The 16,535-nt window shown below is 63.7% G+C and carries 22 protein-coding genes and 1 pseudogene; 2 read left to right on the top strand and 21 right to left on the bottom strand.

The window, feature by feature from the left end:
• Positions 1-4: 4 nt before the first annotated feature.
• From HW932_RS06130 to HW932_RS21780, 20 genes and pseudogenes are all read right to left on the bottom strand, one after another.
• Positions 5-631, bottom strand: coding sequence for a hypothetical protein (locus tag HW932_RS06130; RefSeq protein WP_176975601.1), 627 nt, complete (start codon positions 629-631; stop codon positions 5-7).
• A complete protein-coding gene (locus HW932_RS06125; protein ID WP_176975600.1) occupies positions 628-822 on the bottom strand; it encodes a hypothetical protein in 195 nt (64 codons plus the stop codon). Before HW932_RS06125 ends, HW932_RS06130 begins: the two co-directional genes overlap by 4 nt.
• A 2-nt stretch (positions 823-824) precedes the next feature.
• The gene (locus tag HW932_RS06120; protein WP_176975599.1) at positions 825-1,328 is read right to left on the bottom strand and encodes a DUF5681 domain-containing protein; all 504 of its coding nucleotides are present in this window, start codon (positions 1,326-1,328) and stop codon (positions 825-827) included.
• A 268-nt stretch (positions 1,329-1,596) separates the two neighbouring features.
• Positions 1,597-2,541 carry a hypothetical protein gene (locus HW932_RS06115; RefSeq protein WP_176975598.1) on the bottom strand — a complete coding sequence of 315 codons (945 nt, stop codon included), beginning with the start codon at positions 2,539-2,541 and terminating at the stop codon, positions 1,597-1,599.
• A 58-nt stretch (positions 2,542-2,599) separates the two neighbouring features.
• The gene (locus HW932_RS06110; protein ID WP_176975597.1) at positions 2,600-2,806 is read right to left on the bottom strand and encodes a hypothetical protein; all 207 of its coding nucleotides are present in this window, start codon (positions 2,804-2,806) and stop codon (positions 2,600-2,602) included.
• A 64-nt stretch (positions 2,807-2,870) separates the two neighbouring features.
• Positions 2,871-3,335 carry a hypothetical protein gene (locus HW932_RS06105; RefSeq protein WP_176975596.1) on the bottom strand — a complete coding sequence of 155 codons (465 nt, stop codon included), beginning with the start codon at positions 3,333-3,335 and terminating at the stop codon, positions 2,871-2,873.
• A gap of 250 nt (positions 3,336-3,585) precedes the next feature.
• Positions 3,586-6,702: a DUF3987 domain-containing protein gene (locus HW932_RS06100; RefSeq protein ID WP_176975595.1), complete on the bottom strand. Its 3,117-nt coding sequence runs from the start codon at positions 6,700-6,702 to the stop codon at positions 3,586-3,588.
• Positions 6,702-6,923: a hypothetical protein gene (locus HW932_RS06095; RefSeq protein ID WP_176975594.1), complete on the bottom strand. Its 222-nt coding sequence runs from the start codon at positions 6,921-6,923 to the stop codon at positions 6,702-6,704. The genes HW932_RS06100 and HW932_RS06095 overlap by 1 nt, the downstream gene beginning before the upstream one ends.
• Positions 6,923-7,312 (bottom strand): hypothetical protein, encoded by a 390-nt coding sequence (locus HW932_RS06090; RefSeq protein ID WP_176975593.1) that lies wholly within the window; start codon positions 7,310-7,312, stop codon positions 6,923-6,925. The genes HW932_RS06095 and HW932_RS06090 overlap by 1 nt, the downstream gene beginning before the upstream one ends.
• Positions 7,309-7,503 carry a hypothetical protein gene (locus HW932_RS06085; protein WP_222932171.1) on the bottom strand — a complete coding sequence of 65 codons (195 nt, stop codon included), beginning with the start codon at positions 7,501-7,503 and terminating at the stop codon, positions 7,309-7,311. The genes HW932_RS06090 and HW932_RS06085 overlap by 4 nt, the downstream gene beginning before the upstream one ends.
• A complete protein-coding gene (locus HW932_RS06080) occupies positions 7,500-8,081 on the bottom strand; it encodes a DUF3077 domain-containing protein (protein WP_176975592.1) in 582 nt (193 codons plus the stop codon). The genes HW932_RS06085 and HW932_RS06080 overlap by 4 nt, the downstream gene beginning before the upstream one ends.
• Positions 8,078-8,371, bottom strand: coding sequence for a hypothetical protein (locus tag HW932_RS06075; RefSeq protein ID WP_176975591.1), 294 nt, complete (start codon positions 8,369-8,371; stop codon positions 8,078-8,080). Before HW932_RS06075 ends, HW932_RS06080 begins: the two co-directional genes overlap by 4 nt.
• A 366-nt stretch (positions 8,372-8,737) precedes the next feature.
• Complete coding sequence (locus tag HW932_RS06070) at positions 8,738-8,971, bottom strand: helix-turn-helix transcriptional regulator (RefSeq protein WP_176975590.1); 234 nt, start codon at positions 8,969-8,971, stop codon at positions 8,738-8,740.
• Positions 8,972-9,098: 127 nt separating this feature from the next.
• Positions 9,099-9,815 carry a hypothetical protein gene (locus HW932_RS06065; protein WP_176975589.1) on the bottom strand — a complete coding sequence of 239 codons (717 nt, stop codon included), beginning with the start codon at positions 9,813-9,815 and terminating at the stop codon, positions 9,099-9,101.
• A 79-nt stretch (positions 9,816-9,894) separates the two neighbouring features.
• A complete protein-coding gene (locus HW932_RS06060; protein ID WP_176975588.1) occupies positions 9,895-10,158 on the bottom strand; it encodes a type II toxin-antitoxin system RelE family toxin in 264 nt (87 codons plus the stop codon).
• Positions 10,158-10,346 (bottom strand): type II toxin-antitoxin system Phd/YefM family antitoxin, encoded by a 189-nt coding sequence (locus tag HW932_RS06055; RefSeq protein ID WP_176975587.1) that lies wholly within the window; start codon positions 10,344-10,346, stop codon positions 10,158-10,160. Before HW932_RS06055 ends, HW932_RS06060 begins: the two co-directional genes overlap by 1 nt.
• A gap of 26 nt (positions 10,347-10,372) precedes the next feature.
• Complete coding sequence (locus HW932_RS06050; protein WP_176975586.1) at positions 10,373-11,569, bottom strand: tyrosine-type recombinase/integrase; 1,197 nt, start codon at positions 11,567-11,569, stop codon at positions 10,373-10,375.
• 547 nt (positions 11,570-12,116) lie between these two features.
• Positions 12,117-12,464, bottom strand: a complete 348-nt coding sequence (locus HW932_RS06045; RefSeq protein WP_176975585.1) for a HigA family addiction module antitoxin — start codon at positions 12,462-12,464, stop codon at positions 12,117-12,119.
• Positions 12,465-12,477: 13 nt separating this feature from the next.
• Entirely contained in the window at positions 12,478-12,759 is a 282-nt protein-coding gene (locus tag HW932_RS06040; protein ID WP_176975584.1) for a type II toxin-antitoxin system RelE/ParE family toxin, read from the bottom strand.
• 397 nt (positions 12,760-13,156) lie between these two features.
• Positions 13,157-13,621, bottom strand: a pseudogene (locus HW932_RS21780) (type I restriction endonuclease); the annotation flags it as partial.
• A 290-nt stretch (positions 13,622-13,911) separates the two neighbouring features.
• Here HW932_RS21780 and HW932_RS06030 point away from each other — a divergent pair.
• On the top strand, positions 13,912-14,967 hold the full coding sequence (locus HW932_RS06030; protein ID WP_176975583.1) for a 3-deoxy-7-phosphoheptulonate synthase: 1,056 nt from the start codon (positions 13,912-13,914) through the stop codon (positions 14,965-14,967).
• A gap of 135 nt (positions 14,968-15,102) precedes the next feature.
• Entirely contained in the window at positions 15,103-15,612 is a 510-nt protein-coding gene (locus HW932_RS06025; RefSeq protein ID WP_176975582.1) for a DUF4124 domain-containing protein, read from the top strand.
• A gap of 39 nt (positions 15,613-15,651) precedes the next feature.
• Here the strand turns inward: HW932_RS06025 and mtgA are convergent, their stop codons facing one another.
• Positions 15,652-16,311, bottom strand: coding sequence for a monofunctional biosynthetic peptidoglycan transglycosylase (gene mtgA, locus HW932_RS06020; protein ID WP_343046964.1), 660 nt, complete (start codon positions 16,309-16,311; stop codon positions 15,652-15,654).
• Between the last annotated feature and the right edge of the window lie 224 nt (positions 16,312-16,535).

Here is a 16,535-nt window from a genome sequence, read left to right as displayed (position 1 = left end):
GTGGCTAACCGATTGAATAGAATGTCGGCGTGACGAGTGTTTTCAAGGACGCCTTGAACTCAAGCCGTGCCTTGACCTTTTCATCAAACCCGGCCGGAAGGTGGCTGGGGTCCGCTGACCCCAGAAACAGCGCAAGCGCCCGGTCCTCTTCGTCGATCGCGGCCAGGGCGGCGCGTAGTTCCTCGGAACCAGTCAGCGGGACGAGATTATCGACCACATCGGCAGGTGCCCCAGCGAGCCGCAGCCGGTCGCGGGCCTGGATCACCTCGTCCGGCGCGCCACGCGCTTCGAGGCGCTTTCGCTCTTCGATGATCGCGATCCGTCGATCAATGGCTGTGTCGCGGCGGTCTTTGAGGCTGGCCGATTCCTCCCGGCACACCCGGTTTGTCTCGGCAATCTCGTTCGAGATGCCTTGCTCCAGCCGCCTCAGGCGTTCCGTCGCAGCGCAATAGGCGTCGGGCAAGCTCTCGGCCTCCGGTGCGAGGATTTGGGCCAGGGCGGCGACGGCCTCGGGGTCGGCCTGAAGCCGAGACCAAAGGCTGCTCATGGCGCTGGATAACCGCCGATGATGCTCCGCGCCGCCGTGGCGCAGGTCGTCGTGGAATGCCATCCGCTGTTGCAGGTTCATCATGGATTGTCTCCGGTGGTGATGTGGGATTCGATGGTGTCGAGCCGCTGCTCGACGCGCTCGACGTGGGTCTCCAGCCGCTCAAGCATGTCGGCCAGGGTGATGAGCGCGTGAAAAGTGGTCTCATGCTGGCGGCTCGCCAGTTCGATCAAGCGCATACCAACATGCGCGACGACTTCATTCGTGGCTGTCATGTTTAACCTCGCAGCCCGGCCATTCGTTCGGCCTCGATCCGCGCTTGATCGGCGTCGGATGCCTGCATCGCCTTGTTGTACAGCTCGTCCAATCGGTCGAAGTCGATCGGCGTGATCGACGTGTCCGGTGGCTGTGCGCTGCCGACCAGGGCGAGCAATTCGGATGCGGTCTCGGTCGAGAGTTCGCCAGCACTCACGGCCTGCAACAGCCGATCAGCGACGGCTTGACGGTCTCCGGTGACATCGATGCCCACTGGCTCGCTCATGGGCCGCAAGCGCGCTACAACGCGATCCAGCAACGCCACAGCGGCGACCGTATCGCCTTGCTTTGCCTGCCCGATGAGTGCCTGGACCAACTCGTCGCCATGCTGGGCAATGAGGCGACGGAGCCGGACTCCGGGCGATGATCCGCTTCCAGTTGGGCGGCCTTTCGGATTGCCAGACTTGCCGGGGACAAACTTGCCGCTGGCGTCGCGCGGGTGTTGGTTGGTGGGGGGTTCGGGCATGGATGATGTCTCCTGTTGTCGCCTGCATCATCAGGCTTGAGTCATCATCCGGCATTGGAATAGGGCTATCTGGCGCTGTTTTCCTGATTCGCGCGTGTTCCAACCCTGATCGGCAGTGAAGATCAGGCGGAATCGGGCGGGGGGTTTCTTTAGTCCATAAAAAAGGCGCTACCCCTGAAAGGCATGTTGCAGCGGAACATGGGCTGAAACCAGTGCACGTCCGCGTGCACTGGCCTCAACCTGCCCTTCCGCGCGCGCGTAGGCGACCCTACGGACAGGTGCGCAACAGGTGCTCCAGGATCTCCGCACGCCGCTCGGCCTCGTCCACCACGCCCTTGAGTCCATCGGCGATATGGATAGCCTCGGCTCGATCGACGGGCGCCAGCTCGGTCAGTAGCCCCTCGACGAACCAGCGCCGGGCGCTGATCCGCTCATCGTCGTCACCCTGGAACTCGCCGGGGTGTTCGGTCTGGCTCATCCGCCAACGGATGTTGCTGAGCCATTGCCAGTAGTGCAGTTCGGCGAGGCATTCGCTCAGGGTCGCCGGGTTGATCGACCCGGCAAACAGCACGTCCAGGCGATCGGGCGCGGCTCGCCACAGTTCCTCGCCGTCCAGCACGGCACCCACGGTCTCAAAGACCATGCGCTCGGCCGGTGTGGCGCTCATGGCGGCGGCGTAACTGCCGAACGCGGCCATGCCCTCGGCGTGCTTGGCGATGCGTTCGCGCGCGGTCTCGGCATGGCGTTCGATGTCGGCTATACCGATCGACGCGAAGGCGATCTGCAGGGGGTGCAGATCCGGTTGCAATCGAAGCCAAGCGGTATATCGATCCTCGATCGCCTTGGCGGGCGTCTGGATCTTCGCGGCGGCTTCGAGTGCCTTGTCCACGATGGCGACATCACGCGCGGTCTGGCACACCTCCTTGAGCCAGAGCATGGCGTCAACCTCACGATCTCCGGTGATGGTGCGCGCCTCGGGCAGTTGGGGCACGGCCAGGGCGGTCGAGCCGGAAATGTCCCCAGACGGGACAATAAACAACCGCCGGTGTTCGGGGTTGCCTTTTTCGTCAGTGACTCGAATACCAGCGCGGACGGTATTTCCGTCAGTGACGCCAGCTTTGAGCCGGGCCATGTATCGGCGTTGCCGCTCGGCTCCAGAGAGCGCCGCCCCGCTCGATGGGCGTCCGCGTCGTTTGATGGGCGTCTGGTGCATGGTGAGTTATTCCGTGGGTGTCGGACAGGGCCGGATCTCGAATCCGGCCCTCGGGCGGTCAATGGCGCGTGCTGTCCATTGGCATGGTGGCCAAATCGACGAGATCTGAGATCGTGTTCCAGATTTGAGTCATGTAGTCGAGCCGGTTGAACCACTGCTGCTGGCCGTCCTCGCCAACCTCATCGGCGAACAGCTCGCCGAACTCGGCATCGTCGCAGGATAGCGCCACCAGGGCGCGCCTCACGTTCTCCGGTAGATCCCTCATGCGCCCACCTCCCGCTTGCCCGCCGGCGTCCAACAGGTGGCCTTGATGGTGATGCGGCGATCGGTCATGGGCGTGCCTCCTGAAACCGAGTGCAGTGGATGACGCCCTCGCTCGGCCAGAGCGCGCCAATGCGCTTGGATGCCGGAGCCTCGATAGTGCAGCGACCAATGCCACCAGCCGGATTGATGCGGTCGGGCGTCCAGTGAGTGCAGCGCGAACAGATCGCCTTGGCTGTGCCTTCGATGCCGGTGTCCGTGGCCGTGGCCTGATCGTCCGGCCAGTCGGCCAGACCCAGCCGAACCACGTCCTCGAAGCAGGCGCGCAGTTGCTCCGGGTCGCGCGCCAGCCCGTCAATGAACTCCGTGCCGGCCTGTAGATCCGTCTCGCCGATATGCCTCAACCAGCAGTAGACGACTTCGAGCGCATCCGGCGAGAGCGGCGGTGCCGGTGCCGGGTCCGGCTCGCGCTCGACCAGGGCGTTGGGATGGCGGGCCTGGACCTCGGCGAGCGACAGCGGCGGGCAGAACATCGAACTGAAACGCTCGCCGGTCGGCAGGGTGACGAGCCATGAGTGATGGCGGTCGGGTGCGTCGTTGGCGGCAGTGGTGGCTGCTAATTCTGCGAATCTGCTAATCGTGAGCGCGCCATCGGCGGCAGACTCCCCTGCTAATCCTGCAAATCTGCTAATTGCGGGCGCTGTAATCGTGTTTGCGATTACGGGTTGCGGTGCCGGATTAGCAGGATTCGCAGAATTAGCAGAGGGCAGCAAGGCGGCCGGATCAAAGAACATGGGGATGGACCCTCCACGCCAGCTTGGCCTTGACGCCCTCGACCTCGGTTCCGGGCGGTGCCTCGACCAGATAGCCGTTGCCGACCAGCTCGGCGACAGCCGCCGTGAACCGAGCCTTGTTTCGCAGTTGGGCCGGGCCACGGGTCAACACAGGCGCCGACCGGAACAGACTGATCCTTCGTTCCCTGATCCACGCCAACAGCGCCTCGGCGTCCGTCACGGCCTGGGGGATGGCAGCCGCGCCGCGAATGCGCAGAGCTTCCGCCAAGTACCACTGAATAAGCGTCAAGGCGCGGGCGAAGTGGTCGGCTGAGATTTCGCGCGCGGCCAATCCCTGCTCGATGACGGTCAGCACGCCAGCGATGCGGATGGCGTTGTCCATCGCCTTCGACCCACGGTCGCGGATCTCACACAGCGGCGCTCCGGGCGCCATCAGCGACTCGAACTGATTACCCGCTTGAACGGCCATCGCCTTGGCGTCCGGTGACAGCGGCAACGGTTGCGGGTCGAGAACCTGCCCGCGCTGGTCCTTGGCGCGCGGGGGCGTCTCGAACAGCGTCTTGAGCTTGCCGAACAGACGCCGGATCTCGGGTCGATCCCCAGCCCATTCGTACTGCTCGATATGCCGGGTGCCGATCGTCGATTGCGGCCAGGCGACCAGACAGCGCGCCAGGAACCCCTGTCCGTTGGCGGTCGGGTCGCTCAGAAGCGTGCTCATGATGTCCGGTTGGGCCAGTTGGTGCAGAGCCATGCGCCGCCCGTAGAGGATGCCGGACCCATCGCCAGCCCGAACGCGATCGAAGGGCGAGCCATCCCACAGCTTGCACCAGCGCGCCAGCGTCTTGAGTGCGTTGTCGGAGTTGAGCGCATGACCGCCGATCAGCAATCCGCCCTCATCGGAGAACAGTGCAACGCTCGGTTGCCCGATCGCCAGCAGCTTGTACAGCCCCTCGACCGTTGGGTCGGTGACAAAGCGCAGAGGCAGGACAGGCGCGACGGGCGGCGGGCCGATCTCGGCAGCTTCGCGGCGGAAATCTTCGAGCCGGCCGCGATCTTTGCCGGATGCGCGTTTCTTGGCCTGCTCTGATGCGGCTTTCCATGCAGCCATTTCAGACTCGAAGCTCTCCATGTCGGCTTCATAGGTGGCCATCTCCGCGCGCTCTTGGGCCTTGGCTGCTCCGAGAACCAAGTCATCGACACCAGACTTGCGTTCTCCGGACTCGCCCACGGTCAGCATCGCCAGTGAGAGCGGCTTGATTTCGCCCCAAGGCATATGGGCGTCGAAATGCCCTTGTGCCGCGAACGAGGCAGCCGCCAAAACGCTTTGAGCGCACAGCGCCAGCGGTGCCTTGACGCTCTCATGTAAGGCGATTGCCGCCGTTCCAAGCACGTCGCCCAGCGCATTGACCGGGTACGGCTCGGCTTCGGCCATTGGTGCGCGCAGCGGTTCCGGCTCCGGCCAATCCGGTGTGACGCGCTCCAGCAGCTCGCGCCCGACTTCATCACTGACCGCCAAGGCTTCAATGCGGCGCATCCAGGCTTGAGCATCCGCGCGCAGCACGTCGCGCGACACATCATTGGGTGCCTTGCCGGTGCGCGCGGCTTCATCCAGAACATGCTGTTCGCGCACGGGCAGGTAGGCATCCACAGCGCCCATGAATCCTTCGCGACCGTGCTTCCAGGCCATCGCGGGCCACGGGCCTGAGAAGGTCTCGAACCCGCCGATCGGCGAGCGCATCGAATACCGCTCCTTGGGTCGGCCTTTGCTGTCGCGCGTGTGGTGATAGGTGAATACGCCCTCGGGATCGGACGGTAACGCGGTCTTGGTCCTCCAGGCCCACGCCACAAGCTGCTCGATCTCTTGGAGCGAGAGCGGGCTTTCGTCGTCCGGCTCGGCTGTGTTTGCGCGCTCCCGATTCGCAGAATTAGCAGGATTAGCAGACCCCCCCCACTCGATCGGGCGGCGGGTGTCGGTAAATCTCGCGCACTCTGCGAACCGCTCGGGAGTCCATCCGTCAGCGAGCGCGTCGGCCGCGTCCCATCCCTCGGGCAGTCCATCGCCCAAACTCGACAGGTCCAGCACCTCGACCGACTGCGCGCCAGCGTCCAGGATCAGCTTGGCGGCGGTCTGAGCGAAGTCGGCGCCGGGTTGGTCGTTGTCTGGCCAGATCCGAACGCGACGACCAGCCAGCGGTGTCCAGTCCGATTTCTTCGGAGACTTGGCGCCATTCATCGACGCGATACTCACGCAGTCCAACAGCAGGGCGGCGGCGGCATTGGATGCCTTCTCGCCTTCGCAGAGGATGACGGGTGCCTCGGGGTGCGCGCTGAGCCGATCCAGACCGTACAGCGGGCGCGGTGCCTCGGGAGCCTTCCAGCGCCAACCATCGGCGGTACGGGTGGCGGGCCGGAACTCTTTCGTACCTGGGCCGGTGTCGAACCGCATCTGAATGCAGATCAAGGAACCGTCAGCATCACGATATTCCCACTGCGCAGACGGACGCCCAAGTGTCGGGTGCGCGGTCGGACAGGCCGGCATCGCCCTGGGCGTCTTCTTTGCTGGCTTGGGCGTCTGGGTCGGTTCCGGCAGGGGTGCCGTACCCAGAAACTCAGCGACCTTGCGCGCGGCTTCGCCCTGGGTTGGTAGACCGTCCAGATACTTGATGGTCGATACGATGTCGTGACACTGATCGCCGGTCGCGTGGTCGATGCACCCGCCGGTCAACAGCGACACGGAGAACGACCCTGCATTTTGATCGTCGCGCGTAGGGTTGCGAGCAACCCAATCATGCCCCTGACGTTTTCCATCCGGCAGCCAGTGCGAACAGATGGCCTCCAGGTGCGGAATCGCGGACGCGGCCACTTGCTTGATGTCAACTCGCGGCTCCGGGGCCGGTTCGTCGCTCTTCAGACGAATACCGCGACGCTGGCGCTTGGCGGCATTCTCAGCTTCGACCTTGGCCACGACCGGCGCGGCCAGCTCGTCTGTCAGTTCCACCAGCTCGACGCCGGGCGCCTGGGCCTCGATCGAAGCGCGGACCTCGGGCGGCAGCCGATCGGGATTGACAGCGGGAGCCGTCGCCCCCTTGGGAATTGGGGCGTTCATCAACGGACCTCCCGGACGAGCTCAAGATGGATGCGGTAGACAGCCGTCCGACCATCGTCGAACCGGACGCGGAACTCGCCAGAGCGCGTGCGGCCTGGAATGGTCCCGGTCTGGACGTGGGTCTTGCGGACGGCTTGAGCGGCAGCAGACGCCAGCCGGGCGGCGAGATCATCAGGGGCGGCGGGAACCGCCCCCGCTGTGGTGCGGGGACGTGTGGCCATTATTGGCGTCCTCCCTGGATGACACTCAAGCGACGCGGCGGCTTGTTGTCACCCTCTTCCTTGTTCATACGATCGTGATTGATCGGGCATACCTGCCCCGTGTCGCAGACGATCGCGTAGGCGTAGATGAAGTCGCCCATGAACTGGCCTGGAGGGCATAACTCCAGACTGAGGATGATGGCCGTATCACGAAAACCGAGCCGCCAGTTTTCGACGTGCGCAGGGTTGTCACCCAGCGCAGCGACAACCGCCCGAACAAGACTGCGGTTCGCTGCATACTCTGCGTCACGATCGGCTGAATCTACGCGCTGTTCATGGTCGCTGGTGATAGTCAAGCGACGGCATTCAGCGACCAACGCCGGGTCGATCATCTTGGTTGGCTCGCTCATCGCGCGGCCTCCTGCTTCTCAGCCTGCTTCAGCCGGCGTTCCAAGATCGGACGAACGGCACGCTCGACGGCGGCGCGGAGTTCGTCGTCCAGCTCCAGATCGCCATAGCTCGACGCGAGCGAATGGGCCGATGACAGCTGCTTGCAGATCGCGTAGCTCCAACGGAAGCTTTCGGGCAGTTGGTCGCTCATGGCCGGGCCTCCTGCTCAGCGCCAGCGCGGTCCAGCTTGGCCAGCTCATCAGCCGCCATCTTGGCCATATCGCGCCAGACTTGGCGCATGGTCTCGGGATCTTCGGGCTTGGCTTCGGGCGCTGGTGCCGGTGCGGCTTGCTTCTCCAGACGCTCGATCGTGTCGCACGCGACCTGATCGGCATCACTCCAGGTGTCAGCGGTGCCGTACTCGGCGACGCAATCGTTGGCGTGGTTCACCACAAACCATTGGAAGGGGCCGGGCGCTGTGTTGTCGGACGGGGCGATGTAGTAGCCGAACCCGTCAGCGGGCGCGGATGGCTCCCGATCCTCAAGCGCGGCCTGGATCGATCCGAGCAGTCCGTGAGCCATGTCCAGCGAATAGACCGCGCTCCAAAGCAGGTGCGCACCATCATCGATGCTGATCGAACAGGCGACACGCCGGACAGTCCCGAGCGCCGCGTCCACGATGCAACCGGCCTCTTCAGCAGCGGTCGCCAACGGGATTCCAGCGCGGACGGCGAACAGATCGGCATCAAGGCTGGGGATGTAGGAGAAGCGGGTCTCAGGGGTTTTCATTGGCCGTCCTCCCCGAGCACATACGTCAAAGTGCCATGCAGGTCCATCGATGCCATGCGGATGACTTCGAGCAGGGCGTGAAGCGCGCCCGTGCTCGCCCACTGGACGCGGTTCTCTTCATCGTCCTCAAGCTCCAGGGCGATGTTCGCGGCCAGCTCGGTCGTCTTGGCGATGTTGTAGGCGCCCCAGCGCAGCCGCTCGTGATAGACACGAACGCGGATGCCGGTCTCGGCATGGGCGGTGTTGGTGGTGGCGAGCTGTTCGCCGGGGGTGAAGGTTTCGGGCTTCATGATCGATCTCCAAAGGGTTGGGAGACCGACCGGCCAAGACAGGAGGAGGACGCGAGCAATCGGGCAGGCGCGCACGGGCGTGCAGACGCACTACGGCCTAGGGTACAATCTTCTCGCGTCGGTGGTCCTGAGTCTTTACCGGGTCGGACCTTAACTCAGGGAGCTGCTAACTCCCTGGGACGACGCCCCCTCTGCTAAAGGCGGGTCGTCCTTTTTACAGCCTACGCCGATTCTCGAATCCTTTGCAAGCTCGCCGTGGACCCTACTCCCGGCGAGCTTCTTCGTATCTGGCCAGCGCATGGCCATTTTCTCGCGCCGTTCGGCGCGGATCTTTCGCGAACGTGTGGACATCTCGATCGCTCCCGATTAAGCCGCCAGCGGGCCGGGGTCGGAAGTCGAGCGGCGAATTTGCTCGTCGATCCAAGCGTCAAGATCGCCCTCGACATAACGAACAGCCGCGCCAAGTTTCACAAAGCGCGGGCCTTCGCCAAAGCGACGCCAGTTCTGGAGAGTGCGGGGAGAGACAGCCAGCTTGTCGGAGGCTTGGCGCTCGGTCAGAAGACGCCGGATGCTGGCGGTAGCTTGAGGGAGTGCGGGCATTGGACGGCTCCGTGTAGTGAATGTGCCGTCACCTTAAGCCGCCCCCCTGGGTGATAAGCAAGGGGTGATACCGTATCACTATCACGGGTGATAACCTTGTCACCCCTCGTCCCTAGCAGGTTCAGGGTTATTGAATTTTGAACTCTCGCTGCATCTTCCAGAACTGGCGATAAAACGTCCCAAAGGTGATGGGATCACCAGTTCCTGAAAGGCTTCTAAATTCGCGCTTCTGAGTCATAGCGGTGTAAATTTCCTTGACGCTCAAATCATGATTTCCGAGAGACCTCCAGTCTTTAGGCGGAATTGATCGCGCTTTGAGCCATTTGGCTAGGCACGCTTTTCGCTCTTCGAGAAGACTGGAATCACGATCAGCCGGTAATGATTCGTTGCTCTCATCCGCTGGAGCGATACTTTCGCTGGCTTCATCCTGCTCGCCGGTAACAATCGGCTCGGCATCCATCCAATCAGGACGAATCCCGAGATCCGTCATGACCTGGATGAAATCGGTAGGTGCTCCAGCTTCTCCGACCAAACGCGACAGGCGGCGGGCCAGATCCTCAGCGATGGCCGTCAAGCTCGCCTTCCAGTCGCGATCCAAGCGCCAAGGGTCCGTGAGGTTCGGGTCGATCCCGAGCGCCAGCCATGCGGCTTCCAGGTTGCTCCAGCTTCGGCATTTGATCCAGGTCGGATCAATAGCGCATTGATGCTGTGCCATGATCTTTCTGGCACTGGCGACAAGATCGCTTGCCTTCGGTGGCGCGAATACGCGCGGTGGTGCCTTCTTCTTTTCTTCCTCTCGCAGAAGACCGCAGATCATCTCTCGCATATAATTGTCAGCGGTCATTGCCAGACCTCCTTCCGCATAAACTGGTATTGGCCAGAAGCCCCGACGATTCACACTCGCCGGGGCTTCGTCGTTTTGGTCAGTGCTCGCGGTAGACCTCGCGCCGATGGCCGACCTTGACGACCACGACGATCAGGCACTCGTCCTGGATCTCATAGATGACGCGATAGTCGCCGACACGCAGCCGGTACAGAGACTCGCTCCCGGCCAGCTTGCGCGTTCCCGATCGGCGTGGATCGCTGGCCAGTGCCTCGATGGCCTCAGCGATCCGCGACCGATAGGCTTGCGGGAGCGCCAGCAGCACCTTGCGCGCCGGGCGCTTGATTTCGATTCGATAGGTCATCACAGGCCCATCTCGGCCTTGACCGTTTCCCAAGGGATCGTCGGCTCATCCCTCGCTTGGCGGGCGTCCGCGATGTCCTCCATATCCTCCAGGTACTCAATCAGCGCCTCGTATTCGGCGAAGGGCAGCAGAACCGACATCGGCTTGCCGTCCGAGTCGGTCAGAAATTGCGGGTGTAGCTCGGGCATGGGGGCATCCTCGTCTGTGGGGTGTTTCAAGCCGTGCGGCGGGTCTTGATCTCGGTCACGTCCGCCGATGGGGTCAGGCCAGCCGCGCCGATGATGCGGGCGCCGTGCTGTTCCAGGGCCGCGCGTACCGAGTCCTCGCCGAAGCGCGCATAGATGGCTGTCGTCGATTGGTTGGAGTGATTCAGGACGCGCCCGATCAGGTGCAGCGAGTTCCCGGCCTGGGCCAGCCAGGAGCCGACCGTTCGACGCAGGTCATGGATGCGCACGTCCTCGACACCGGCTGCTTGCCGGACGCGGTTCCAAGGCTTATTGATGTTGACCAGATGCGCGCCGTCCAGCTTGCCGGGCAGGATGTGGGGGTTGCCCTCTTCGCGCGGGATCTCGCGCAACAGCGCCAGGGCGGCGGCACTCAAGGGGATGTAGTGGACGCGCCCGGCCTTGGTGTCTGGAATGCGCAGTTCCGCGCGCGTCCAGTCAACATCTTCCCAGCGTGCCCGCAACAGCTCGGACTTGCGCGCGCCGGTCAGCAGGTACAGCCACAGACCGAACCGAGCCGATTGGTTGGGTTCCTCATTGATGGCCTGGGCCAGACGCGGCAATTCCTCGGGCTTCACCCAGCGATCCCGCTTGGCCTCCTTGAAGCGGTCGATGTCGCGGGCCGGGTTGGAATGATCCTCGGGCACGAAGCCCCAGCGCCGCGCCAGATCGAACATCTTCGACAACAGGGCCAGGACTCGATTGGCCTCATAGGGATGGGCCTTGCCGATCTTGGAGTGCAGCGCCGCCACGTCCGCGCGGGTGATAGCCGGAACCTTGAGCGATCCCCACAGGGGCAACAGGTGGCGATCGATGCGCCGCTGATCGTCGGGGCCGCTCTTCTTGGCTTGCCCGTGGCGCTCCATGTAGGTCTGGCAGAGATCGCGGAAGGTCTCGCCCTGGGCCTGTCGCTGTCGCACAGCGAGCGGGTCAGCGCCCTGGGTCTCGACTTTGGCCAGTTCGGCGCGGGCCTGGATGCGGGCCTGCTCCAGGGTCAGCACGCCATAGGTGCCGACGGTCATCAGGCGTTTGCGGCCTTGGGAACGGTAAGAGAGTACGAACGCCTTACGTCCGCTCGGGTAGATCCGCAATCCGAATCCAGGCGGGTCATCATCCCAGACGACAAACCGCTCATTCCCGGCTCCCTGATAACTCAGGGCGTCGATGGTCTTTTTTGTCAATCGCATGAATTGGCCCTCGCTGGTGGTGACTCACCCTGAATTGCTGGCGTTCCAGTCACTTGAGCCGATCCAGCCGACCGACAGGCGTCCAATATCAGGATGCCGGATGATGGTTTTGAGTCACTGGATCGGTCAGTGGTCAGGCGGTCGGCTTGAGTCACCATAGAGTCACCACGAGAGCGGGTATCAGGTGGCATCGAAAGGCAACGGAGCGTAAACCGAGCGCGCCTAAGTCACTAATCTAGCGCACTCTATCGTAACCCATCGCAAGGCAGCGTAACAGGGACTCTGTGACTTTTAATCAGGTGGTCGCGCGTTCGAGTCGCGCAGGGCGCACCATAAAAACAACGGCTTAGACGGTCTCCCGTCTAAGCCGTTTTTCTTGTGCCCCAGTTCAGTTGGTAGCTGGATGTCTCGACTCCAGTCCTGCCCAACTTAGCACAATGTCGCCAGGGCCGGGCGGTGTGGTCGGCTCCAGTCGGAATCCCGCCCTCGAACATCTAGGTGTAGTAGATGCGACTCACGAACAGCGCAAGATATAGTTGCACGTGCATCATGCCGCGCGCCGGAAAGGCGTGATGCGGTCCAGCGCGTCGCCCATGCTTGCCCGCGCCTTTGCCATGTCGTAATCGGCTTGGAGCCCAATCCAAAAGCCGTCACTCGTGCCGAAGAACCGCGACAAACGAAGCCCGGTATCCGCCGTGACGGATCTCCTGCCGGCCAGGATCTCGCCCAACCGCTGCTGCGGCACCCCAATCGACTTGGCGAGCCGGTAAGGCGTGATCGCCAGCGGCTCCAAGAATTCATGGGCCAGGATCTCGCCCGGCGGAACAGGCGACAGATCGCCCTCGGCAACGTCGGAGAAGTCGCATTCATGCAAGGATTCAACGGTAAGGCTCATGGCAGCTTGTCCCTCAGTGATAATCGACAATCTCAACACTCCAGGCGTGTCCGTCGCGCCATTCAAAACAGACTCGCCATTGGTCATTGATGCGGACGCTGTGTTGTCCTTCCCGATCCCCGGTCAAGGCTTCCAGCCGGTTTCCCGGTGGAACCTTGAGATCCTCCAGGGCAGCCGCGCGATTGAGCATCGCCAGCTTCCGTTGAGCCTGTCGGGTCAGGTCTGGCCCCCACACGCGAACCCGCTTCCCGGCGAACAGGGCGGCAGTGGCTTTGTCGGCAAAGGTCTTAATCATGGCAGCATGCTAACGACGCGCGTTAGTATCGTCAAGCGTTAGCTTTTCGCACCGCATCCGCACCACGTTCGACCCGGTTTTGCCCGCCTGGATCGTGCCTAGCTCGCGCTCCCAGGCTTCGAGCGCGCGGGCCTTCTCGTCCATGTACCCGTGCCGGTCATAGTGCTGAACCGGGACGCCGGACAAGCCATGACTGAGCAACTGCGCCCGCACGTCCTTGGAGACCCCCATCCGCGCCGGCAGGGTCTCGACCGTCCGCCGAACGTCGCGCACAGTGAACGGCTCCCCGCCCATCGCCGTTGAAATCTCCGTCACGCGCTTCGAGCAGGTGGTGTAGTTCACGACGGCAGCCTGCCCTGCCCGGTCTCGTGAGAGAAACAGGCTCGGGTTTACAGGAGGGCTGGGGCACCAGGGTTTCCTGCTCCGGGCCGAGTCCCTTCCAGGTGCGATAGCGGATCCAGAGGTCCGCCGGCGTCGGGAACTGGTCGAGGCTGAGCGTGGTTTCCAGCTGGGCGCCCTGGCCGGTGCGGTCGTGGAAGACGAAGCCGTCACCATTGGTGGCGAAGACGAAGGGCACGTCGAGGATCTGGGCGTATTCCAAACCCTGCTGCATCCCCGCGCCCAGGGTGTGGCGGTTGTCCTTGATCTCGATGATCGCGATCGGGATCCCGGCGTAATAGAGGATGATGTCCGCCCGCTTGGCGCGCCCGCGTGTCACCAGACGTCCGCGCACGATGAGGCGCCCCTTGGTGAACGTGACCTGACGGCGGATCTGGGTCAGCTCATCCCAGCCGGCCCGGACGATCGCGGGTGTGACGAACTTGACGCTGATGTCGTCTTCGCTGAGGGTCTGCTTGACCATCTCCATACGTCTCCCAGACGGACGGCGCGGACACGACGCCCGCCGCTGCACAGGGGCCGTACAGTAACCCAGGCGACACAGTTGGACAACCGACCGCATCGTTGGCTGTGTCGACGTGTTCGCTCCATCACAGGCACTGTTCTTCGCCGGATCCTACCCAGATTCCAGTAGGAGCCAGCGACGCTCCGCCCAACGTCTCGTTCAGCATCCTCCAGGATGACCCGGTTCGCGCGTGGGCGCCCAGGCCGGTTTATACTGCACCGCTTTGCGACTTCTCACGCCATCCAACCATGCACCGTACCGACGACCTCCGTATCCGTGAAACGACCCCCGTGCGTTCGCCGCGCGAACTGCACGAGGAATATCCGCTCTCCGAGACCGCCGCCAACACCGTCTACGACACCCGCCACGCGATCCAGCGCATCCTGCACGGCCGTGACGAGCGGCTGCTGGTGGTGGTCGGCCCCTGCTCGGTCCACGATCCCGAGGCCGCGCTCGAATACGCCGGGCGTCTCAAGCCGCTGCGCGAGGCGCTCGCCGAGCAGCTGCTGATCGTCATGCGCGTCTATTTCGAGAAACCGCGCACCACCGTCGGCTGGAAGGGACTGATCAACGATCCCAATCTCGACGGCAGCTTCGAGATCAACAAGGGGCTGGGCATCGCGCGCAAACTGCTGCTCGATCTCAACGACATGGGGATGCCGGCCGGGACCGAGTTCCTGGATCTCATCAGCCCGCAGTACATCGCCGATCAGGTGAGCTGGGGCGCGATCGGCGCGCGGACCACTGAGAGCCAGGGCCATCGCGAGCTGGCCTCGGGGCTGTCCTGTCCGATCGGGTTCAAGAACGCGACCAATGGCGACGTGAAGGTCGCCATCGATGCCATCCATGCCGCCGCGCGTCCGCATGTGTTCATGTCCGTGACCAAGGAAGGGCAGTCGGCCATCTTCAGCACCACCGGCAACGTGGACACTCACATCATCCTGCGCGGCGGTCAACGGCCGAACTACGACACCGAGAGCGTCAACATCGCCGCCGAACAGATCTCGGCCTCGGGACTGACGCCGAAGATCATGATCGACTTCAGCCACGCCAACAGCGGCAAGCGCCCCGAGAAGCAGATCCGTATCTGTCAGGACGTCTCCGGCCAGATCGCGCGCGGTGACCGGCGCCTCATCGGCGTGATGATCGAGAGCCATCTGGTCGCCGGCAACCAGAATCCCTCGGCCTGCGACGACCTCATCTTCGGCCAGAGCATCACCGATGCCTGCGTCGGCTGGGACGACACCGAACCCATGCTGCACGAGCTGGCCGAGGCGGTCGCCAAGCGGCGCGACTGTTGCTGAGTGTGCCGCGTCGATGATCCACGATTGAGCACTTTTCGTTTTTGATATAGGGTCTATCTCGACGTCTTCCGAAGCCGCTTGGCCTTATGTTCTGGGTCAGGCGGTCATGGCTTGGACACATAAAGGAGATAGATCATGACGGCGACCTCGACCCGCCCGGTGCCTCCATCACGGCTCATCGGCGTCCTGCTCGCGCTGACGGCTGGTCCGGCCTGGGCCGAACTCTACAAATGCCGCCAGCCCGACGGGAGCCTCAGCTATCAGCAAACCGCCTGTGCCGCGCAGGCCGAGGGCGACCGGCTCCAGGTCGACATCCGGGGACCGAACGGGCGCGAGAGCGCCTCGTCCGGCGCGGACTATTCGGTTGCGGCCCAGGCCGAGCGTCTGCGCACCGAGCGCGAGGCCCGCGAGCGCGCGCATCTCCAGGCGCGGCGCGAGGCCGAGGTACGGGCCAGGGCGCTCAAGGCCGCCGCCAAGCCGGATCGCAACACCGACTTCGACTCGGCCAAATGCGCCCGCCATCGGGGCGAGGTCGCCAAGTGGCGCCAGAAGACCAAGGGCGGCTATCGCACTCGCGACGAGAAGGACTACAACGACAGCAAACTCGCCCATCACGAGGCGCTGGTCGAACGTTATTGCGAGTGACGAAGCTCCAGCGGCGTCATCCGCGACCCTGACCGAACGCTAGAGCCGGCGCAGATAGGATTCGCCGCCGAGCCGCCGGCTCTGATCCAGGATCCACTCGGCGCGGCGCTGGAGCCGTTCGGATGGACGGTCGAGCCGATAGGCGCCGGGCGCGGGCAGCACGCCGATCAGGAGCGCGGCCTGTCGGTGCGTCAGCTCGCCGGCAGAGTGTCCGAAATAGCGCCGGCTGCTGGCCTCGATGCCATAGGTGCCGGGGCTGAACTGGGCGATGTTGAGATAGACCTCGAGGATGCGCTCCTTCGGCCACAGGATCTCGATCAGGAGCGTGAACCAGCTCTCGACCAGCTTGCGCTCCCAGCCCGAGCCGGGCCAGAGAAAGAGGTTTTTGGCCGTCTGCTGGCTGATGGTGCTGGCCCCGCGCAGTCGTCCGCCCTCGCGATAGGCGCGGATGGCGTGCCGAATCTCGATCAGGTCGAACCCGAGGTGACGCGGAAAGCGCTGATCCTCACCGGCGATGGCCGCGAGCTTGATGCTGGCCGGGATGTGCTCCCAGTCGATCCAGTCATGCTGATAGTAGGGCGGGGTCTGATCCAGGCGCCACACATTGAGCGCATGGCGCAGCATGAAGGCCGAGGCCGGCGGATCGATCCAGCGCAGGCCAAGCACCAGCACCAGGCTCGTCAGGACGCAGAACGTCACCAGACGTCGGCTCCAGCGCCAGAGTGATCGCCCGAGACGTCTGAGTCCGGTCGCTGTGGGCGACGGTCGTCGGTGCAGGGTGTCTCTCGCCGGCTCAGTGGCGACCGAGGCTGGATCAGGCGTGTCTACCGTCGGGTCGAGAGGCTGTGCAGCGGTTGGTTCTCGATCGTTCTCAAGGCTCGAAGTCGCCGGGTCAGGCACAGAACTCGGCGGCAAGGAATACG

This window comes from Allochromatium humboldtianum (assembly GCF_013385175.1).
Taxonomy (GTDB): Bacteria; Pseudomonadota; Gammaproteobacteria; order Chromatiales; family Chromatiaceae; genus Thermochromatium; species Thermochromatium humboldtianum.
This window is presented reverse-complemented; position numbering and strand designations above follow the sequence as displayed.

Coding starts and splice junctions, on each gene's coding strand:
- HW932_RS06110 (WP_176975597.1), bottom strand. CDS start 2,806: ATGAGGGATCTACCGGAGAACGTGAGGCGCGCCCTGGTGGCGCTATCC.
- HW932_RS06040 (WP_176975584.1), bottom strand. CDS start 12,759: ATGATTAAGACCTTTGCCGACAAAGCCACTGCCGCCCTGTTCGCCGGG.
- HW932_RS06115 (WP_176975598.1), bottom strand. CDS start 2,541: ATGCACCAGACGCCCATCAAACGACGCGGACGCCCATCGAGCGGGGCG.
- HW932_RS06080 (WP_176975592.1), bottom strand. CDS start 8,081: ATGAAAACCCCTGAGACCCGCTTCTCCTACATCCCCAGCCTTGATGCC.
- HW932_RS06085 (WP_222932171.1), bottom strand. CDS start 7,503: ATGAGCGACCAACTGCCCGAAAGCTTCCGTTGGAGCTACGCGATCTGC.
- HW932_RS06120 (WP_176975599.1), bottom strand. CDS start 1,328: ATGCCCGAACCCCCCACCAACCAACACCCGCGCGACGCCAGCGGCAAG.
- HW932_RS06065 (WP_176975589.1), bottom strand. CDS start 9,815: ATGACCGCTGACAATTATATGCGAGAGATGATCTGCGGTCTTCTGCGA.
- HW932_RS06090 (WP_176975593.1), bottom strand. CDS start 7,312: ATGAGCGAGCCAACCAAGATGATCGACCCGGCGTTGGTCGCTGAATGC.
- HW932_RS06045 (WP_176975585.1), bottom strand. CDS start 12,464: ATGAGCCTTACCGTTGAATCCTTGCATGAATGCGACTTCTCCGACGTT.
- HW932_RS06105 (WP_176975596.1), bottom strand. CDS start 3,335: ATGTTCTGCCCGCCGCTGTCGCTCGCCGAGGTCCAGGCCCGCCATCCC.
- HW932_RS06130 (WP_176975601.1), bottom strand. CDS start 631: ATGATGAACCTGCAACAGCGGATGGCATTCCACGACGACCTGCGCCAC.
- HW932_RS06055 (WP_176975587.1), bottom strand. CDS start 10,346: ATGCCCGAGCTACACCCGCAATTTCTGACCGACTCGGACGGCAAGCCG.
- HW932_RS06075 (WP_176975591.1), bottom strand. CDS start 8,371: ATGAAGCCCGAAACCTTCACCCCCGGCGAACAGCTCGCCACCACCAAC.
- HW932_RS06030 (WP_176975583.1), top strand. CDS start 13,912: ATGCACCGTACCGACGACCTCCGTATCCGTGAAACGACCCCCGTGCGT.
- HW932_RS06125 (WP_176975600.1), bottom strand. CDS start 822: ATGACAGCCACGAATGAAGTCGTCGCGCATGTTGGTATGCGCTTGATC.
- HW932_RS06095 (WP_176975594.1), bottom strand. CDS start 6,923: ATGGCCACACGTCCCCGCACCACAGCGGGGGCGGTTCCCGCCGCCCCT.
- HW932_RS06060 (WP_176975588.1), bottom strand. CDS start 10,158: ATGACCTATCGAATCGAAATCAAGCGCCCGGCGCGCAAGGTGCTGCTG.
- HW932_RS06025 (WP_176975582.1), top strand. CDS start 15,103: ATGACGGCGACCTCGACCCGCCCGGTGCCTCCATCACGGCTCATCGGC.
- HW932_RS06050 (WP_176975586.1), bottom strand. CDS start 11,569: ATGCGATTGACAAAAAAGACCATCGACGCCCTGAGTTATCAGGGAGCC.
- HW932_RS06100 (WP_176975595.1), bottom strand. CDS start 6,702: ATGAACGCCCCAATTCCCAAGGGGGCGACGGCTCCCGCTGTCAATCCC.
- HW932_RS06070 (WP_176975590.1), bottom strand. CDS start 8,971: ATGCCCGCACTCCCTCAAGCTACCGCCAGCATCCGGCGTCTTCTGACC.